The organism is Prauserella aidingensis (assembly GCF_024171865.1).
GTDB classification, from domain to species: domain Bacteria; phylum Actinomycetota; class Actinomycetes; order Mycobacteriales; family Pseudonocardiaceae; genus Prauserella; species Prauserella aidingensis.
The window spans coordinates 13,549-32,303 of sequence record NZ_JAMTCN010000029.1; the positions used below are offsets into that span (position 1 = coordinate 13,549).

Consider the following 18,755-nt stretch of genomic DNA (forward strand, 5'->3'; position numbering starts at 1 on the left):
ACGCGCCGAGGAGAGATCAGGAGCGTTCGATCTCGACCGACTCGATGACGATGTCCTCGAGCGGCTTGTCGGCCGGGCCGGTGGCGACGCGGCCGATCTCGTCGACGACGGCACGCGACGCGTCGTCGGCGACCTCACCGAAGATCGTGTGCTTGAAGTTCAGGTGCGGCGTCGGCGCGACGGTGATGAAGAACTGGCTGCCGTTGGTGCCCGGTCCGGCGTTCGCCATGGCCAGCAGGTACGGCCGGTTGAACTGGAGCTCCGGGTGGAACTCGTCGTCGAACTTGTACCCCGGGCCGCCACGACCGGTGCCCGTCGGGTCACCGCCCTGCAGCATGAAGCCCTCGATCACGCGGTGGAAGATGGCGCCGTCGTAGAACGGGCCGCTCTTCTCGCCCTTCGCGTTCGGCTGCGTGTACTCCTTCGTGCCCTCGGCGAGACCGACGAAGTTCGCGACCGTCTTCGGGGCGTGATCAGGGAAAAGGTTGATGGCGATGTCGCCACGGTTGGTGTGCAGAGTGGCCTTGAACTTGGTACCGACCACGCTCTCGTTGCTCTCAGTCACACGAATCATCGTGCCATCCCGGGCATAATCCGGCGGTAAGGGGCAGGATGGCGGGTAGTGTGACACGCAGACAACCAACGAATAACGAGGTGGAGGCGATGACTCGAACCGCGGAGGCGGGTGAGTCCGTGAAGGACCGGCTGACCGACGGCACCGACGAGGTCGTGAAGTCCTCGCGACGCGCCCAGAAGAAGCTGGCCGCGCAGGCCAAGAAGGCCAGCAAAGAGGTCTCCAAGAACGCCAAGAAGGCCAAGCAGGTCGCCGACGATCGCCGCGGCGAGCTGACGGAGCCGACGCGGAAGGCCAAGAAGGCCGCCGTGAAGGCTGCGAAGGCTGCGGGCGAGTCGAAGCGTCGCGCCAAGAAGGACTTCAAGGCCGCCAAGAAGGACTTCAAGGTGGCGATGAAGGAGGCCAAGGGCGCTGCCGCCGATACCGAGACCGGCGAGAAGAAGAAGCGCAAGAAGCTTCCGATCGTGCTGGCCATCGCCGTCATCGCCGGTGTGGCGTACGCGCTGCGGCCGAAGCCGGAGGCCCCGGTGGCGCCTGCTCCGCCGCAGAGCACCGACAACCCGGAGACGGGCGGCGCGGCGAGCAACAACGGCCAGACGAGCGCGAAGCCGCAGTCGAAGCAGGCCTGACGGCACCCGCCGCGCAGCGCGACGCCGGCCCGCGGGCCGGGGTTACCCGGCGACGGCCGACGTCGCGAACCGGACACAGCGAAAGGGCGACCTCCCCGCGCCGGGAGGTCGCCCTTTCGTGTGCTGTCGGCCGGGTCAGCCCGCGTACTTCTGGATGAGCGCGCCGAGTCGCGGCAGCGCCTCCACGACGTTCTCCTTGCCCTTCGGGCGGAGCTTCTCGTAGACCTTCTTGATGGAGTCGCGCGAGGACTTCTCGGCGCGGGCGTCGGTGACCGACAGGAGCGCGTCGGCGGCCTCGTCACCGCGGGTCGGCAGGTAGGCGCCGAAGTCGCCGCCGCCGTTGGCCTTGAAGTCGGCGAAGATGGGCTCGAGCGCCGCGACGAAGTCGTCGAGCAGGCTGTCCACGGCGGAACCGATGATGCCCGGCTTGATCTTCTTGACGGCGCCGTAGCCGGTCTTGATGACCGTGCCGGACACACCGCTCTTGTCGTCGACCTCCTGGTCGATGAGCGTGGTCAGGTCGGTGACGACGTCCGGACGACGGGTCGAGTCGAGCAGAGCTTCCTTGAGGGTGTCAGCCACGAGATCTTCCTTTGTCACTTCGAAATACGGAGGGGGACCCGCGCAGAGCCGAACGGTCGATCGTCACCTGAACAGGGGAAGCGGCGATTCTTGATCAACGCTGAGTGGTCTGCACGTGTGGCGCAACCCTAGTACACGAGTGTTTCTGTACTCACGTCGTGGCCCCTTGTGCGTTGCCGACCGGTCACTCTGTGCGAGTGAACCGCGGTACGACGGGTCACAGGCGGTGGTCAGAGCCCCAGCGTGGCGATGACGTCGCTCGCGACGGTCCGGGCCTTGACGCTCTGCGACTGGTTGGTCGTGACCACGACGGCCGTGCCCTGTTTCGCCACGGCGTAGACGGCGCCGTCGCGGTCGGACAGGTAGCCACCGCTCCAGCCCGCGGGCTGTTCGGTGGGATTGGACGTGTCGACGGGGGCGGCGCGGTCGACGATGCCCGTGGCGACGTCGGGCTTCCCGGTGAACACCTGCGTGGTCAGCTGCACCTCGCCGTCGGGGCGGTAGAAGAAGCACGTCGGGTGGGGCTTCTCGGTGGAGGTGCGGACTTCGCTGACGCCCTGGCCGTTGGCGCGTTCCGCCTCGGCGGTGGGCAGGTAGGGGCAGGCGTCGACGACCTGCGCCGGCTTCGGTTCGGGAGGAAGGGTCGGCTCGGGCTCGGTGCGGGTGACGGTGCGGGTCTGTGGTCCCGCGGTCGTGGTGTCGCCGTCGCCGCCGGATTCCGGGATGTCGCAGCCGGCGAGCGTGACCGCCACGACCGCGATGCCTGCGCAGGTGCCGAACGCGAGAGGTCGTCGCATGGCGACCGAGTCAACCAGACGTCCGTGTCCCGGGGGCCGGTGCACCCGAACGTGTCGGCCGGGGTGGATGGCCGGTTCGCGCGCGGACGGGCACTCTGGCGCCGAGGCCGGAACACGGCATCGGAAGTGACAACGGCGAGGTCGACGACATGCGAGGCGGCGACATGACTGGCGACGGCGACGCCCGGGGAGGCCGGGCGACGACGGACGACGGGCTCGCACTGCGGGTGGCCGAGCTCGTCGACGGCGTGGTGGGCGACGACGTCATCGGCTGTTACCTGCACGGTTCGTCGGTGCTGGGCGGACTGCGGCCCGCCAGCGATCTCGACGTGCTGGCGGTGACGCGGCGCGGGCTCGACGACGACCGGCGACGGGAACTGACGCGCGGGCTGCTGGGGATGTCCGGCATCGGGGACGGATTGCGGCCGGTGGAGCTGATGGTGGCGGTCCGCAGCGACGTGGCGTCCGGTGAGGGCTCGGCCGGCGATGTGGCCGGGGCGACGTCGGCGGCGAAGGCATCGGGCGGCGCATCGCGGGGCGACGCCGACGACAGCGGTGCGACGCGTGACGGTGCGGATCGGGACGGTGCGGCGCGGCGGTTCCCGCCGATGGTCGACTACCTGTACGGCGAATGGCTGCGTGAGCGGTACGAGGCCGGGTACGTGCCGGCGCCGGAGCCGATGGCGGATCTGGTGTTGGCGGTGGCGTCGGCGCTGGCCGGGAATCGGACGTTGGCGGGTCCGCCGCCCGGTGACGTGCTGGCGCCGGTCGCGCGTGAGGACGTGGTCCGCGCGAGCCTGGCCGGCCTCGACGACCTCCTGGCCGAGGTCGACACCGATACGCGGAACGTGATTCTGACGGTGGCGCGCGTGTGGGCGACGGTCGAGACGGGCGAGATCCTGCCGAAGGGTGCTGCGGCGGCGTGGGCTGCGCAGCGGTTGCCGGAGGAGTACCGGGCGGTGACCGAGCACGCGCGGGCGCTGTATCTCGGCAGCGAGTACGCGGACGAGGTGTGGCCCGCCCATGTACTGGCCCGGGTCCACGGGTGTGTCGACCGGATGGCGCAGGCGGCACGGCGATCGTGAGCCCCGGCCGTGGGGCGGTGTCGGCGCCCGTGGTGTCAGGGGCGGCGCGCGGTGCCGGGGCGGCTCGCGGGTCTGTGCCCGCGCGCGGTGTGGGCAGGGTCGGTCCCGGCAAGGGCCGTGCGGTGACGAGAATCGGGCCATGGACGTCATCGAGTGGTCGGATTTCGAGAAGGTCGAGCTGCGTGTCGGCACGGTCGTGGAGGCGGCGCGGAACGAGAAGGCGCGCAAGCCCGCGTACGTGCTGAAGGTGGACCTGGGCGAGCTCGGGGTGAAGACGTCGAGCGCGCAGGTCACCGACCACTACACGGCGGAGGAGCTGACGGGCAGGCGGGTGTTGTGTGTCTGCAACTTCGAACCGAAACGCGTCGCGGGTGTGAAGTCCGAGGTGCTGGTGACCGGGGCGCACGACGAGCAGGGCCGCGTCGTGCTCGCCGGCTTCGACCACCCCGTCCCCAACGGCACCCGCCTGCTGTGAGCCCCGCAGTCGCGGTGGCGCGGTGACAGCGGAACGGACGCGGACCAGAACGTGAGCTGCGAAAACTGTCGGTGCCGGGCGCTAGTGTGAAAATTGGGGGTCCCCCGGCGGCACGAAGAGTCCATTCGTGACATCGGGGGTCGGCACACGGCGAGTCGGCAGGTTCGGTGACATCGGTGCCATCGGGGGTCGGCATGCGGCGGGTCGGCGCGTTCGGCGAGTCGGTGTGTTGTGGTGAGTTCCGGCGTCCCGGGGTAGCCGACACCACGTGGACGCCCGGCACGGGTAGCCGCCGGAGAGCCGCACACCGCACATCGCACATCGACCGGGGGTTTCGATGACGAACACACCCGTGGACGACCTGGACGTCAGCCTGCAGGCCGTCGGCGACGTCGTCGCCCGTATCCGCTCCGACCAGTGGCAGGGCGCGACGCCGTGCAGCGCGTGGTCGGTGCGCGACGTGACGAACCATCTCGCGCTGGGCAGCAGGCTCTTCGCCGGGTTGCTGACGGGCAGGCCCGGCTATCCGCTCGACCCCGGGTACGCCGACGCGCTCGGTGACGACCCCGCGGGCGCCTACCGGGCGTATGCCGCCGACGTCGTCATCGCGTTCCGCAGGCCGGGCGCGCTGGAGCAGGTCGTCGAGGCGCCCGTCGGCGCGATCCCCGGCATCGCCGCGGTGCAGCTGCGGACCGTCGAGGACCTGGTGCACGGCTGGGATCTCGCCGTCGCCACCGGACAGCGCGTCGACTATCCCGACGACATCGTCGAACGCGCCCTCGCCTTCACCCACGAACAGCTCGCGGGCGTGGACAGCGGTGACGACGGCCCGTTCGCCCCGCCGCAGCCGCACCGCGACGACGCGGCGCCGATCGACCGCCTCGTCGCGCTCCTGGGGCGCCGGCCACGCAGCTGAACCCGGCGGGTCCGCGACCGGCCGACCATGATCGAGGGAAGATTCGTGGCGTTGAACGCCACTAAGGTGCCCTTGGGGGCATCTCAGGTCGCCGCTCACCGGTCACCGTCAGGGTCACGCCGTCGGCCAGGCGGTACGGCGCGGGCGCCACGAGGTCGCCCACTACCCGCCGCAGCCGGGACACCTCGGCCCGCGCCGTCACCGCGTGCCCGTCGTCGCCGAACAGCCCGCGCCCGAGCACGGCCGCGTCGACACCGTCCGGGCCCGCGCGGGAGATCAGCGACAGCACCTGTGCCTGCCGCCTCGTCAGCCCCGCCGACCACGACCCGTCGCCCGCGTGCACCCGCACCACGGGGTCGCCCGACAGGTCGAGTTCCGCCTGCATCGGGCCACGTTCCCTGCGAGGGCGCAACAGCCAGCCCTCGCCCAGTCGTTCCGGCGTGCACAGCCCGAGGCCCGCGACCGCCATCGGCAGTCCTTCGCGCGGCACCGCCACCCGGGGACCGGCCGCGATGCCGGAGCGCACCGCGACCCACCCGTCGTCGTCGACGACCAGCAGCGGTTCGCCCACACCGCCGAGGACGGGTTCTGCGGTGCGGCGCAGCCGTTCCAGCCGCTGCTCGTGCACCCGCCACAGGCCCGACTCGGCCAGCCGCACCGACGTCTCCACGAGCGCACCGATCGCCGGATGCAACGTCAGGGCCGGGCCGCTGATGTCCACGACGCCCGCCAGCTCGCCCGTCACCGGCGAATGCACCGGCGCGGCGCAGCAGTACCAGGGGTGTTGGGCGGACTCGAAGTGCTCGGCAGCCAGCAGCTGCACCGGCGCCGCCTCCACGAGAGCCGTGCCGACCGCATTCGTACCCACGGTCGCCTCGGTCCAGCGGGCGCCCTCGGCGAATCCCAGCGCGTCCGCGTACGCCCGCACCCGTGACGAACCGTCGCGCCACAGGATCACCCCGTCGGCATCGGTCACCACCACCAGGAACGGCGACGTCTCCGCGGCCCGGCTCAGCAACTGCCGCAGCTCACCGATCACCGGCTCCAGTCCCGACCGTCGCCTGCGCAGCTCCAGGTCCGGCAACGGCACCATCGTGCGCGGCGAGCCCGACACGTCCAGGCCCAGGTCCAGCATGCGTGACCACGACCGCTCCACCACGCCACGCGGGCGGACGGGCGGGCGCGACCCGGTGAGCACCGCCTCGTGCACCCGCTGCATCACCCGCGCGTGCTCGGACAGGTCGGCAGGCAGCTCCGACAACGCCATCTCACCGACCACGGCTGCACCTCCCGACTGCACTCCTCGCCGGCCCGGCGCGTGCAACGCGGCGCAACGCTGGCCCGACCGGCAACTCTGCACGGATCGTGTATCCCACATCACACGATGAACCACGTTGCCGCAAGGGAGGGCACCTCCGATGACGCAGACCCTCGGTTCGCCGCAGACCGACTCGCTGCCGAGCCCGCAGCGCAAGGCCGAGAACTGGCTGACCGGATTCGCCGACGCACTGGCCGCGCGCGACATCCCTCGCGCGGCGAGCATGTTCGCGGCGACCAGCTACTGGCGCGACCTCATCGCGTTCACCTGGAACATCACCACCACGGAGAATCCGGACGGAGTGGCGCGGCGACTCGAGGCCACCCTCGGCGACGTCGACCCTGCGAACTTCGCGCTCGAGGAACCGCCGGAAGAGGCCGACGGCGTCATCACGGCATGGTTCACGTTCGAGACCGCCGTCGGCCGGGGCCGCGGCCTGGCCCGGCTCGTCGAGGAGGACCACGAGACGAAGGCGTGGACCTTCCTGACCACGATGTACGAGCTCAAGGGCCACGAGGAGCCGCGGGGCACGCACCGCCCGATGGGCGCCGAGCACGGCATCAACCCCGACCGCATGACGTGGGCGGAGAAGCGAGCCCAGGAGGAGGCCGAGCTCGGCACCACCGTGCAGCCGTACGTGCTGGTCATCGGCGGCGGCCAGGGCGGCATCGCGCTCGGCGCGCGGCTCCGGCAACTGGACGTGCCCGCACTGGTGATCGACAACCATCCGCGGCCCGGTGACCAGTGGCGCGGCCGGTACAAGTCGCTGTGCCTGCACGACCCGGTCTGGTACGACCACCTGCCGTACCTGAAGTTCCCGGACAACTGGCCGGTGTTCGCACCGAAGGACAAAATCGCCGACTGGCTCGAGTCGTACGTCAAGATCATGGAGGTGCCCTACTGGGGCTCCACGAAGGCCACCTCGGCGAACTACGACGCCGCGACGAAGGAGTGGACCGTCGAGGTCGACCGCGACGGCGAGCGCATGACGTTGCACCCGAAGCACGTCGTGTTGGCCACCGGCATGTCCGGCAAGCCGAACGTGCCGGAGCTGCCGGGGCAGGACGTGTTCCGCGGGGAGCAGCACCACTCCTCGCAGCACCCCGGCCCGGACGCCTACGCGGGCAAACGCGTCGTCGTGATTGGCAGCAACAACTCCGCGTTCGACATCTGCGGGGCGCTGTGGGAACACGGCGCCGACGTGACGATGGTGCAGCGCTCGTCCACGCACATCGTGAAGAGCGAGAGCCTCATGGAGATCGGCATGGGCGACCTGTACTCGGAACGCGCGCTCGCTGCGGGCGTGACCACCGAGAAGGCCGACATGATCTTCGCGTCGCTGCCGTACCGGATCATGCACGAGTTCCAGATCCCGCTGTACGAGAAGATGAAGGAGCGTGACGCCGAGTTCTACGAGCGGCTCGAACGCGCCGGGTTCTGGCTCGACTTCGGTGAGGACGAGTCCGGCCTGTTCCTGAAGTACCTGCGCCGCGGCTCCGGCTACTACATCGACGTCGGTGCGGCGGACCTCGTCGCGAACGGCGACGTCGAGCTCGCCCACGGTCAGGTTCAGCGGCTCACCGAGGACTCCGTCGTGCTGTCCGACGGCACGGAGCTGCCCGCCGACCTCGTCGTGTACGCCACCGGCTACGGCTCGATGAACGGCTGGGCCGCCGACCTGATGGGCCAGGAGGTCGCCGACAAGGTCGGCAAGGTGTGGGGCCTCGGCTCGGACACCGCCAAGGACCCCGGCCCGTGGGAGGGCGAGGAGCGCAACATGTGGAAGCCCACGCGGCAGGAGGCGCTCTGGTTCCACGGCGGCAACCTGCACCAGTCCCGGCACTACTCGCTGTACCTGGCGTTGCAGCTCAAGGCCCGGCACGTCGGCATCCCCACGCCCGTGCACGAACTCGCCGAGGTGCACCACCTGAGCTGACCCGGAAACGCCCCCAGGGGCACTGTGGTTGCACTGAACGCAACCACAGTGCCCCTGGGGGCGTCGCACGTGCCGGTGCGCACACCGGCGGCTCCCTGGCACGTCACCCGTCGGCCGGATGGTCGATGATGGAGGTGACAGCGGCGAGGTGAGGGAGTGAACGAGGTGGCGGCCGAACAGAACGACCAGCCGGGCGACACCGGTCCCGTCGACGTCGAACACGCGAAGACCGGCGAAGAGCCGTCCCCCGGCACCGGCCCGGCGACCGGTGCGCTCGATGCCGGCGCCGAATCCGACGTCGAACCCGAGTCGCCCGACGAGCGCATCCGTCGCCGCGTCGGCCGCGTCCGGTGGCTCACGTTGCTGAGCAGCACGCTGGCGGTGCTGCTGACCATGGCGGCCGCCGTGCCGACGACCGACCGCGTGCTGTGGACGTTGCTGATCGTCACGTCGCTGCAGTTCGCGTTCGTCGTGCCCGCGTCGCTGGTGCTGGCCGAGCCGAAACGGTGGGCACGCACCATCCTGCTCGTCGCCACGCCGGTGAGCGCCGTCGTGTGGGTGGTCGCGCTGACGCAGACCGCGTGGCTGGCGTTGCCCGGGCACATGCTGCTCGCCATGGCTTTCGTGCCGCTGCGCGACGCCGAGATCGCCGACTTCTTCCGCCGCCGCGACCGCTCCCTCGCTGACATCCGCGCCGGCCGCTGACCCACCGATCGAACAGAACGCGCGCGAACGTTCACACGGCGGCTACGTCCGTCGCAGCATCATCGCGTCACGGCCCGCCCATGCCCTCGCCCCGCGCCGGCACCCGGGTGAGGACCTCCGGCGGCGCGGAACTCGGCACCTGCCAACATGGAACCGGCCGCAGGCGGCCGTTCCCGGCCCGCACGAAGGAGCCGCCGGTTCGCACGAGGCAGCCGGCCGGACGAAGGAGAGAGTGTGACGACATCGCCGCAGCGCGCGGGCAAGGCCCCTGCCTGGACCAGCTACGGCATCGACGTGGTGCGCGGCGCGCTGATCGGCACCGCCGAAACCGTTCCCGGTGTCAGCGGCGGCACGGTCGCACTCGTCACGAAGGTCTACGACACGGCGATCACCTCGGCGGGACACCTCATCTCCGGCGTCGTCCGCACGGTGTCGGACCTGCCTCGCGGCAAGGGCATGGGCCGGGCGGCCGGCGAGTTCCGGTCCGTCTCCTGGCGGACGATCATCCCGCTGCTGGCGGGCATGTTCGCCGCGCTGCTGATCATGGCCAGCCTCATGGAGGTGTGGGTCGAGGAGCACCCGGTGCAGACGCGCGCGCTGTTCTTCGGCATGGTGCTGGCCTCGCTGTGGGTGCCGTACTCGATGTCGAAGACCGCACCGGCGAAGGACTCCTCGGGCGGGCACGCGCCGTGGACGTGGAAGGACGGATTGGCGGCACTCGTCACGGCTGTCGTCGTGTACGTCCTCGTCAGCCTGCCGCCCGGTGACTTCGAAGCCACGGCGCCGGTGATCATCCTGTCGGCGGCTGTGGCGATCTGCGCACTGGTGCTACCGGGCCTGTCCGGCTCGTTCCTGCTGCTCACGATCGGCCTCTACCAGCCGACGCTCAGTGCGGTGAACGACCGCGACCTCGCCTACCTCGGCCTGTTCGCGCTCGGCGCGGTGATCGGCCTCGGGTCGATCGTGAAGGTGCTGCAGTGGCTGTTGGAGCACCGCAAGCGCATCACGCTCGTCGTCCTGACCGGCCTCATGGCGGGCAGCCTCCGCGCGCTGTGGCCGTGGCAGACCGACGACCGCGGACTGCTCGCGCCCGGCGACCACCTCGGCACGGCCATCACGCTCGGGCTCGTCGGCTTCGGCGTGGTCGTGGCCGTGATGGTCGTCGAGGCGCGCATGACGCGTAAGCAGGAGACCTCCCCGGCGGCGTGACCCGCTCGCCCGGTCATTCGGTACTGGCCGTCGGTGTCGCCGAACTCGACGGTTGGGTCCGCGCCCGCACGGCGCATTACGACGCGTCGTTCGTGTCGGCCGACCCCGCGTTCGCGCACGCGCACATCACGCTGCTCGCGCCGTGGCTGGCCGACCCCACACGGGCCGACCTCGACGTCGTCGCCCGCATCGCCGCGGAGACGCCCGCGTTCGACACCGTGCTCGGGCGGATCGAGACGTTCCCGGACGGGGTCATCCACCTGCGCGCCGACCCGGACCGGCCGCTGCGTCACCTGACCCGCGCGCTCACCGCCGCGTTCCCGCGGTGCCCGCCGTACGGCGGCGAGTTCGGTGACGTGGTGCCGCACGTGACGCTCGACCGTGTGTCCGACGGCATCACCCCGGAGACCGTCGCCGCGGACCTGGCCGGCGTGCTGCCGGTGCGGCTCCGGGTCGACCGGATCGACCTGCAGTGGTGGGAGAACGACAATTGCCATGTGCGCGAGTCGTGGAAGCTGCACTGACCGGCGGGAGGTGACCGGCGTGGGCTATGCCGAGCGACGGGTCGACATCCCGGGTACCGGCGCGTTCGGGCGGGGCTGGGTGTCGTGGTGCAGCCTCGCCGAGAGCGACGGCCCGCAGCGCATCGTTCCCGACGGGGTGTTGGACCTGATGTGGCACGACGGCAGGCTCGTCGTCGCGGGCGCGGACCGGGCGGCGGTCGCCGTCACCGCCCGGGAGGGAGCCGCGACGCACGGACTCCGCCTGCCTCCCGGCGTCGCACACGCGTTGCTGGGCGTCCCGGCGCGCGAGCTGACGGACCTGCGCGTCGACCTCGCCGACATCACGGGCGTGCCCGCGCGGTGCTCCGACCGGCCGTGGCGCCTGCCCGACGTCGCCGCGGCGTTGTGGCGGCGGGCGGCACCGGATCCGGCGGACCTGCGACTGGCCGCTTCGCTCGACCGGGCTGCGCATGCGGGCGCGGCGGTACGCGACGTGGCCGCCGCCCACGGGCTGTCGGAGCGGTCGTTGCGCCGCCACGCGAACCGGCTCTTCGGCTACGGCGTCAAGACCCTCGCCTCGGTGCACCGGTTCCAGCGCGCACTGCACCTGGCACGTGCCGGCACGCCGCTCGGCGAGACGGCGGCACGGGCGGGCTACGCGGACCAGGCACATCTGACCCACGAGGTGCGCAGGCTCGCCGGGGTCACGCCCGCGGCGCTGACGACGTGAGCGTGGCCGGTTCGTACAAGCGGAAGCCAGGCGCGGGTGCCATCGTCGGTGCATGGGTATCGACCAGGCGCGCACGTTCCTCACCGCACACGGGCGGCAACTCGACCGGCGACGATTCGACGCGCTCACGGGGGCCGGTGACGGCCACGCGGTCCTCGCCGCACTGGAGGCGTATCGCAACGCCGACGGCGGTTACGGCTGGGGTATCGAACCGGACCTGCGCGCGCCCGAGAGCCAGCCCGCCGGTGCACTGCACGCGCTGGAGGCGATGGCCGACGCCGAACCCGTGACCACTGCCGGGGCCGTCGAACTGCTGGACTGGCTCACCTCGGCGACACTGCCCGACGGTGGTCTGCCGTTCGCGCTCCCGGTCGCCGACGCGACCGGCTGTGCACCGTTCTGGACGCAGGCCGACCCGCGGGCGTCGTCGTTGCAGATCACCGCGGCGGTCGCGGCGCAGGCGCACCGGCTCGCGGCGTTCGACGCCGACGCGGCCGAGCACCCGTGGCTCGCGCGCGCCACCGAGTACTGCTTCGCCCGGATCCGCGCCCTCAACGAGCGCCCGTTCGCGTACGTGCTGTCGTTCGCGCTGCAGCTCGTCGACGCGGCCGCCGACACCCGCCCCGAGGCTCCCGCGCTGCTGGACCACCTGGCGACGTTCGTCCCCGCCGACGGTGCCGTTCCGGTGGAAGGCGGCGCCGAGGGCGAGACGCTGCACCTGCTCGACTTCGCGCCCCGACCGGGACGCCCCGTGCGGAAACTCGTCGGCGACGCGGCCGTGGCCGCCGACCTCGACCGCGTCGCACACGGACAACGGGCCGACGGCGGCTGGACCGTCGACTTCGACAGCTACTCGCCCGCCGCGGCGCTCGAATGGCGCGGCTACACGACGGTCGGCAACGCCGCGATCCTGCAACGGCACAGCCGTTGGTGAAAGCGCCCGTTGGTGACAGCGGCCTTTGATGAGAGCGGCGTTTGGTGAGAAGGACCTTTGGTGAGAGCGACTACGACACCTGCTCAACAAAACGGCAAGGAAACCTCGTCTCCCTGCCGTGCCTAATTTATAACACACCCTCCCCCTTGCGGCAATACCCGGTGTCGGGCGCACACTTCTCCGGTCGAAACAACTCGAATCCGCAGGGGGAATTACCGAAATGCATGATGTCGCAGTGGGCTTGGCCGAGGTCGGCCTCGGCGACGCCGGGCTCGTCGGGGGAAAGGGAGCCCAGCTGGGGGAACTGTCACGGATCGAGGGGGTCGACGTTCCTGCCGGATTCTGCGTGACCACGAGTGTTTTTCGTCGGGTTCTGGCCACAGCGCCGTCCTTGGACGAAAAACTCGACCGGATTTCACGGCTGAATCCCGCCGACCGGGAAGCGATTCGCAGCCTCTCCGAGGAGATCAGGAACGTCATCGAAGCCGTTACCGTTCCCGGCGACGTCGCCGAGGCGATCACCGCTCGGGTCGACGACGACACCGCCTACGCCGTCCGTTCCAGTGCCACGGCCGAAGACCTGCCGACCGCATCGTTCGCGGGCCAGCAGGACACGTATCTGAACGTCGGCGCCGCCGACGTCCTGACCCACGTCCGCAGGTGCTGGGCCTCGCTGTTCACCGAGCGCGCCGTGACCTACCGGCTGCGGAACGGTGTCGACCACCACGGCATCGGCATGGGCGTCGTCGTGCAGCGGATGGTCGCCCCGGACACGTCGGGCATTCTGTTCACGGCCGCACCTGTGACCGGGGACCGCACCGTCTCGGCGTTGACGGCGGGTTTCGGCGTCGGCGAGGCGATCGCGAGCGGTAAGGCCGCGGCCGACCGGTACGTGATCCGCCACGGCGGCGTCGTCGAGAAGGAGATCGTGCCGAAGCCGACGGCCGTCCACGCAGTACCGGGTGGCGGCACCGCGGAGGTCGACGTCCCGCCGCAGCAGCGGCGCGTGCCGGCACTGACCGACGACCAGGTCGTGCGACTCGACGAGCTGGGCAGACGGATCGAGGCGCACTTCGGCAGGCCGCAGGACATCGAGTGGTGCCGCACCGGCGACGAGTTCCTGATCGTCCAAAGCAGACCGATCACAACCGTGTTCCCGGTTCCCGAGGCGGCAGACGGCCGGAATCGCGTGTACGTCTCCGTCGGCCACCAACAGATGATGACCGACGCGATGAAACCGCTCGGGCTGTCGGTGTGGCTGCTGACCACGCCCGCACCGATGGTCCACGCGGGCGGCAGGCTGTTCGTCGACGTCACCGAACGTCTGGCCTCCCCCACCACTCGCGACGGCCTGCTCGACGCACTGGGCGGTTCCGACCCGTTGATCGGCGACGCGCTCCGCACGGTCGCCGACCGCGACGGATTCCTCACCCCTCCCTCCGAGGCGAGCCGACAGACCGCCCCACCACCGTCGACAGCGAGCGCCGCGGAGGCGATCGAACCGGACCCGTCGATCCCGGAGAAGCTGATCGCACGCCACGAGGAGTCGCTCGCCGCCACGAAGCGCCGGATACCGGTGGCGTCCGGGCCGGAACTGTTCGACGCGATCCTCGAGGACCTGCAACAGCTCAAGCAGATCATGTTCGACCCCGACAGCCACCGGGCGATCATGGCTGCGACGGAGGCGGTGTCCTGGCTGGACGAACGCCTGCCCGAATGGCTGGGCGAATCCGGCCTCACGGACACGCTGACGCAGTCGGCACCGAACAACGTGACCTCGGAGATGGGCCTGGCGTTGTTGGAGGTCGCCGACGCGATCCGCCCGCACCCGGAGGCGATCGCCGTACTGAACGACACCGGCGGCGACGAGTTCCTCGAACGGCTCGCGACCGTACCCGGCGGCGAGGAAGCGCGCCGGGCCATTAAGTCCTATCTGGACAACTACGGCATGCGGTGCGTCGGCGAGATCGACATCACCACGCCGCGGTGGAGCGAACGGCCGTCGGCGCTCGCGGCGGTGATTCTCGGCAACATCGCGGGATTCGAACCGGGAGAGGCACGGCGGCGGTTCGAACGCGGCAAGCAGGAGGCGCAGCGGACGAAACGCGACGTGCTCGACCGGCTCCGCGCCCTGCCGGACGGCGACCGGAAGGCCGCCGAGACCGAGCGGATGATCGACGTCCTCCGCACGTTCATCGGCTATCGCGAGTACCCGAAGTACGGCATGATCTGCCGCTACTTCGTGTACAAGCAGGCGTTGCTGGCCGAAGCCGGCCGGCTCGTGACGGAAGGTGCGCTGGCCGACCGGGAGGACGTCTACTTCCTGACGTTCGACGAGTTCCGCGAGCTCGCCCGCACGCGGCGGACCGACCACGACGTCATCGCACGGCGTAAGACGGAGTTCGAGGAGTATCGGACGCTGACGCCGCCGCGGGTGCTCACCTCGGACGGCGAGGCCGTGGAGGGCTCGTACGGGCGCGAGGACCTGCCCGAACGTGCGGTGGCGGGGTTGCCGGTATCGCGGGGCACGGTCGAGGGACGCGCCCGGGTCGTACTGGACCTGGCCGACGCAGGCCTGCAGGAGGGCGACATCCTCGTCACCGCCTACACCGATCCGAGCTGGTCACCGCTGTTCGTCTCGGCGGCAGGCCTGGTGACGGAGGTCGGCGGCCAGATGACGCACGGTGCCGTGATCGCCCGCGAGTACGGTCTGCCCGCGGTCGTGGGGGTCGAGCACGCGACACGGCTGCTCGTCGACGGCGCGTGCATCCGCGTCGACGGCACCCACGGTTACGTCGAACTTCTCGAGTAGGCAGGGGCCGCGGCCGTCCTGCCCACCCGGCGTCCGCCGTGGAGGTCTCCAGGTCGCGCGGACTCGAGACGTCCGCAGGTCGTCGGCACGGACTCACCCGTGACGGGCTACATGGCCTGCCACGTCGCTGCGAACGTCTCGGCCAGCCGGGCGGGACTCCCCGGCAGCAGATGGATGTTCTGCTGCCGGTCTGCGAACGCGACGACTCGGCCCCGGTCGCGGATGTCGATCACCGAGAACGGTTTGCTCCGCCGATACCGGCCGTCCACTGTGGCCCCGGCGTACACCTGGTGCGCGGCGTCCCGCGGCGCCTTCATGAGGTTGTCGATCTCCTGCTCCGGTTCCGGCCGTGCCGCGAACACGTCTCGGCGCTCGTCCCGCTGTGCGTAGGCAGCACGGCTCGTGTGCAGTTCACGCACCTGTGCTGCGGGAACGCGAGGCAGCTCGCCGAGGAACTCGTCGACGAGGCGCGGTTCCTCGGCGGGCGCGAACGTGACGAGGTCGTCGCGAACCTGCACGGCCACGGCCTCGCCCCCGGCCGCGAACACACCCAGCGCGCGGTTGGCCGAGGTGTCGTCGGCGTGACTGCTCCAGCAGTGGAGTTCGCGGTCGGGCGAGGCGAGGAGGCGCAGCGCTACGCGGAAGTTCCGGGTGAGCAGCCCGCCTTCGGCGATGCCGAGTTCTTCGAGGGCTCGGAACGTCCGCGCATCGGCCTGTGGGCGGTCGTCCTGCGGCACGTACAGGTCGGACACACCGACGACGGGGTGCGGGTTGCCCAGACCTTCGAGTTCCCACAGCCGCGCGAGCACGGTGCGCGGCAGCGCCACCGGACGGTTGACGACGGCCACGGTGGTCACTCGCCGATGGTCGGGGGCGTCACGACGTTGCCGGTCGCCGGGTCGCGCAGGACTTCGCCGTCTTCGGTCAGCGAGAAGGCGTCGTCGTTGTCCAGGACGTACTGGCGCTGGTGTTCGTCGTCGTCACCGCCCTGGCCGCCGCGGCCCGCACCGCCCATCCCGCCCATCGGCATGCCGCCGCGCCCACCGGCGGCGGAACCGCTCGCGGCGGTGGTGCCACCGGCCGCTGCGCCACCGGAACCGGCCGGGCCGAACGGAGCTGCACCCGTCGCCCTTCCCGCGCCTGCGGCGCCTCCGGCGGCCCCTGCTCCGCCCGCTGCACCTGCCCCACCGGCCGCGCCGCCGGAATATCCGCCCACCCCGGGGACGCGGCCGCCCCCTGCGGACGAGGAGCCCCCGCCGGTCGGGCCGAATCCGCCCGCCGAGCCGACCGGCCCGAAGCCGGGCGTGCCGGCGGAACCGCCGGGGCCGAAGCCGGAACCGGCGTTGTAGCCGGGCGTGTTGAATCCCGGCGTGTTGTAACCGGGCGCGGAGGCAGCGGGGCGCTGGAACTCCGGCGGGGCGTATCCGGAACTCGACGTCGTGTCGTCGGTCGTGGGTGTGTTCGGCGGGGCGTACCCGGGCGTGGGGCCGGTCGGCCCGGGCTGAACCGGTGAGCCGTTCGGCGTGACCGGCGTCCCGCCGGGGCGCATCGGGCCGTTGTCGGACGACACGGACGGGCCGCCCGGACGGTCGGTGCCGCCGGCTCCGGGCTCGTCGATGGAGATGACCCCGCTGCCCGCGTCCTTCACCGCCGAGGACTCGTCCCGTTCGATGCCGGAGAAGTCCTCGCCGATCTTGCCGACCTCGCTGAAACCGGCGTCGACGTCGTAGGCCGCGCGGTTCACGTTGGTCTCGTAGCCCTGGTAGATCTGCTTGGCCTGCTCGATCTTGGCGTTACGCTCGTTGATCTTGTCTTCGGTGTCGGTGTCCCAGGGCGTGGCGTGGTCGAGAAAGCTCTTCTCCGGCGCGTCCTTCGGGATGTCGGGGAACTGGTTCTTGGTGCCGTCGAACGAGTGGGCGTTCTCGGTGTGGAACCGGGCGTTCTTCTGGTAGACCTCGGCGGTCGCCTGGGCGGCCTTCATGCCCTTGCGGATGGTGCCTGCGGCGGCCTCGGCTCCCTGGCCGGTCCAGGAGCTCTCCAGAGCCTGGATCATTTTCGTGCTGCGGTTGACGCTGGCGTCCTCACCCTCAGTGACGGCCTTGGTGATCGTGTCCGCCCCGTCGGCGGCGCCCTGCCACTTGCCCGAGTCGCCCTGCCGCATCGCGCGCACGATGTCCTCGATCGGCATCGAACCGAACACCCGACCGGCCTGGTCGAAGAGAATCTTGCCCTTTTCCTCGGCCAGCGGATCGTCGAACCGGCCCATCGTCGCCCCCTCGGTCGCCCTTCTCTTTCCTACGCGTGCACCCTCGTCGCCGCGGCGGTCACGCCTTCTCCTTCAGATTCCCCACGACCATGTCGGCGACCCGCAGCGCGGCCTCACACGGATCGGTGCCTGCGTCTTCCTTGTTCGCGCTCAAGGAGATACCTGTCGAAATGGCGTACTCATCAGCAATTCCTACAGACGCGCCGCAAGACGCCGATTCGGTCTGGTGGGTAACGGAAGGGAAGCCTTGCACAGGTCCAGGCTCATCCAGCGTTTCTCCGAGTCCTTCCATGTTCGCGTAAGTCCGGCTGAGCCCCTCACCCGTCACAGTGAGGAAGCCGACGGTGACACCACCACCGCCGTAATTCCAGTCACAACGCGGTCCGGTCTCCTCAAGGTCGTTCCGCTCGCCTGTCGGTGTTCCCTCTCCGAAGATCTCGTCTAGCTGATCCCGGGTAAGCGCATCGCACGGGTCACCGGACAGAACCGACTCGGGAAGCGGGTTCGTCACCTTCGGCGCACCGCTGTGCGGCAGGTCCGAAGCACCCTCCGACGCGTCAGCACTCGACGTCGTCGCCGAGGCACCGGCCGACGACGGGGCGGGCTCCGGCTGTCCCTCGGACTCTCCCGAACAGCTCGTCGCCAGCACCACAGCCGCCCCGGACGCCAGCAGCGCAACCGTCCGCCTCATGCGACGAAGCCTCCCTCATCGTTGCCGTCCCGACCGCCGGCGTTCTTGACGTCCTTGCCCGCGCGGTCCTCGGCCTCCTCGTACACGCCGAGGGCCCTGCCAAGCTTCTCAGCCAGGTCACGGTGGAACTTCCACAGGTCGGCGACATGCTCCGCGCCCACCTGCCACGACCGTTGGGCCACCTCGGTGAACCGCACGCTCGCCGTGTCCTCGGCAGGAGGTTGTGCATACATGACCAGATCGTTCGCGGCTTGCATGTGGTCCCGGTACCGCTCGGCGAGCGTCAGGGCTTCCTCGTAGATGCCCTTGGCGGTCTCGCCGTCGAACTCGTAGCCGCCGCCGGAGCCGGGGTTGGTCTCCTTGCCGTCGACGACGAAGTTCACCGCGGCGAACATGTTGCCGCCGGCAAGCGCCGCACCGGTCGCCGCAGCGTCCTGCGGCGCGAGCGGCGCCGGTCCGCTGCCGTCGCTGACCTGCACCTTCGATTCCTCCCCCGGATCGTCAGGCGTCTTCAACTCTCCCGCAGCAAGTCAGCATAGCGAACCATCCCCCGAACCGTGACGAATTCGCCCACATCCGACGAACGGCCATGG

The 18,755-nt window shown here is 70.6% G+C and carries 19 protein-coding genes; 11 read left to right on the forward strand and 8 right to left on the reverse strand.

The window, feature by feature from the left end:
- Nucleotides 1–16 precede the first annotated feature (16 nt).
- On the reverse strand, nt 17–574 hold the full coding sequence (locus LY13_RS21845) for a peptidylprolyl isomerase (RefSeq protein WP_253829789.1): 558 nt from the start codon (nt 572–574) through the stop codon (nt 17–19).
- 89 nt (nt 575–663) lie between these two features.
- Here LY13_RS21845 and LY13_RS21850 point away from each other — a divergent pair, with 89 nt between their 5' ends.
- Nucleotides 664–1,203: a hypothetical protein gene (locus tag LY13_RS21850; protein WP_253829787.1), complete on the forward strand. Its 540-nt coding sequence runs from the start codon at nt 664–666 to the stop codon at nt 1,201–1,203.
- Nucleotides 1,204–1,338: 135 nt separating this feature from the next.
- On the opposite strand, the gene LY13_RS21855 is transcribed toward LY13_RS21850, so the two are convergent.
- Both LY13_RS21855 and LY13_RS21860 read right to left on the reverse strand, forming a co-directional pair.
- Nucleotides 1,339–1,785 carry a DUF6918 family protein gene (locus LY13_RS21855; RefSeq protein ID WP_253829786.1) on the reverse strand — a complete coding sequence of 149 codons (447 nt, stop codon included), beginning with the start codon at nt 1,783–1,785 and terminating at the stop codon, nt 1,339–1,341.
- 230 nt (nt 1,786–2,015) lie between these two features.
- Complete coding sequence (locus LY13_RS21860) at nt 2,016–2,582, reverse strand: DUF2020 domain-containing protein (RefSeq protein WP_253829784.1); 567 nt, start codon at nt 2,580–2,582, stop codon at nt 2,016–2,018.
- A 164-nt stretch (nt 2,583–2,746) separates the two neighbouring features.
- On the opposite strand from LY13_RS21860, the gene LY13_RS21865 reads away from it, so the two are divergent.
- The 3 genes from LY13_RS21865 to LY13_RS21875 all read left to right on the forward strand — a co-directional run bounded on the left by LY13_RS21865 (nt 2,747) and on the right by LY13_RS21875 (nt 5,058).
- The gene (locus tag LY13_RS21865) at nt 2,747–3,667 is read left to right on the forward strand and encodes an aminoglycoside adenylyltransferase domain-containing protein (protein WP_253829783.1); all 921 of its coding nucleotides are present in this window, start codon (nt 2,747–2,749) and stop codon (nt 3,665–3,667) included.
- A 139-nt stretch (nt 3,668–3,806) separates the two neighbouring features.
- Nucleotides 3,807–4,142, forward strand: coding sequence for a tRNA-binding protein (locus LY13_RS21870; RefSeq protein WP_253829781.1), 336 nt, complete (start codon nt 3,807–3,809; stop codon nt 4,140–4,142).
- Between the two features lie 337 nt (nt 4,143–4,479).
- Complete coding sequence (locus tag LY13_RS21875; RefSeq protein WP_253829779.1) at nt 4,480–5,058, forward strand: TIGR03086 family metal-binding protein; 579 nt, start codon at nt 4,480–4,482, stop codon at nt 5,056–5,058.
- A gap of 61 nt (nt 5,059–5,119) precedes the next feature.
- On the opposite strand, the gene LY13_RS21880 is transcribed toward LY13_RS21875, so the two are convergent.
- Complete coding sequence (locus LY13_RS21880; RefSeq protein WP_253829778.1) at nt 5,120–6,337, reverse strand: sigma-54-dependent transcriptional regulator family protein; 1,218 nt, start codon at nt 6,335–6,337, stop codon at nt 5,120–5,122.
- Nucleotides 6,338–6,476: 139 nt separating this feature from the next.
- Between LY13_RS21880 and LY13_RS21885 the strand changes: the two genes are divergently transcribed.
- From LY13_RS21885 to rph, 7 genes are all read left to right on the forward strand, one after another.
- Nucleotides 6,477–8,312, forward strand: a complete 1,836-nt coding sequence (locus LY13_RS21885) for a flavin-containing monooxygenase (RefSeq protein ID WP_253829776.1) — start codon at nt 6,477–6,479, stop codon at nt 8,310–8,312.
- A 156-nt stretch (nt 8,313–8,468) separates the two neighbouring features.
- Nucleotides 8,469–9,017: a hypothetical protein gene (locus LY13_RS21890; RefSeq protein ID WP_253829775.1), complete on the forward strand. Its 549-nt coding sequence runs from the start codon at nt 8,469–8,471 to the stop codon at nt 9,015–9,017.
- 234 nt (nt 9,018–9,251) lie between these two features.
- Complete coding sequence (locus tag LY13_RS21895; protein WP_253829773.1) at nt 9,252–10,226, forward strand: DUF368 domain-containing protein; 975 nt, start codon at nt 9,252–9,254, stop codon at nt 10,224–10,226.
- Entirely contained in the window at nt 10,223–10,750 is a 528-nt protein-coding gene (locus tag LY13_RS21900; protein WP_253829772.1) for a 2'-5' RNA ligase family protein, read from the forward strand. Before LY13_RS21895 ends, LY13_RS21900 begins: the two co-directional genes overlap by 4 nt.
- A gap of 19 nt (nt 10,751–10,769) precedes the next feature.
- The gene (locus tag LY13_RS21905; protein ID WP_253829770.1) at nt 10,770–11,459 is read left to right on the forward strand and encodes a helix-turn-helix domain-containing protein; all 690 of its coding nucleotides are present in this window, start codon (nt 10,770–10,772) and stop codon (nt 11,457–11,459) included.
- A gap of 52 nt (nt 11,460–11,511) precedes the next feature.
- The gene (locus tag LY13_RS21910; protein WP_253829768.1) at nt 11,512–12,393 is read left to right on the forward strand and encodes a hypothetical protein; all 882 of its coding nucleotides are present in this window, start codon (nt 11,512–11,514) and stop codon (nt 12,391–12,393) included.
- A gap of 220 nt (nt 12,394–12,613) precedes the next feature.
- Nucleotides 12,614–15,205: a rifamycin-inactivating phosphotransferase gene (gene rph / locus LY13_RS21915; protein ID WP_253829767.1), complete on the forward strand. Its 2,592-nt coding sequence runs from the start codon at nt 12,614–12,616 to the stop codon at nt 15,203–15,205.
- Nucleotides 15,206–15,312: 107 nt separating this feature from the next.
- On the opposite strand, the gene LY13_RS21920 is transcribed toward rph, so the two are convergent.
- From LY13_RS21920 to LY13_RS21935, 4 genes are read right to left on the reverse strand one after another with little or no spacing between them, the layout of a single operon-like run.
- Nucleotides 15,313–16,062 (reverse strand): ESX secretion-associated protein EspG, encoded by a 750-nt coding sequence (locus LY13_RS21920; RefSeq protein ID WP_253829766.1) that lies wholly within the window; start codon nt 16,060–16,062, stop codon nt 15,313–15,315.
- Nucleotides 16,059–17,471 (reverse strand): hypothetical protein, encoded by a 1,413-nt coding sequence (locus tag LY13_RS21925; protein ID WP_253829764.1) that lies wholly within the window; start codon nt 17,469–17,471, stop codon nt 16,059–16,061. Before LY13_RS21925 ends, LY13_RS21920 begins: the two co-directional genes overlap by 4 nt.
- Nucleotides 17,472–17,529: 58 nt before the next feature.
- Nucleotides 17,530–18,162, reverse strand: coding sequence for a DUF3558 domain-containing protein (locus LY13_RS21930; protein ID WP_253829763.1), 633 nt, complete (start codon nt 18,160–18,162; stop codon nt 17,530–17,532).
- Entirely contained in the window at nt 18,159–18,677 is a 519-nt protein-coding gene (locus tag LY13_RS21935) for a hypothetical protein (protein WP_253829762.1), read from the reverse strand. Before LY13_RS21935 ends, LY13_RS21930 begins: the two co-directional genes overlap by 4 nt.
- Nucleotides 18,678–18,755 lie beyond the last annotated feature (78 nt).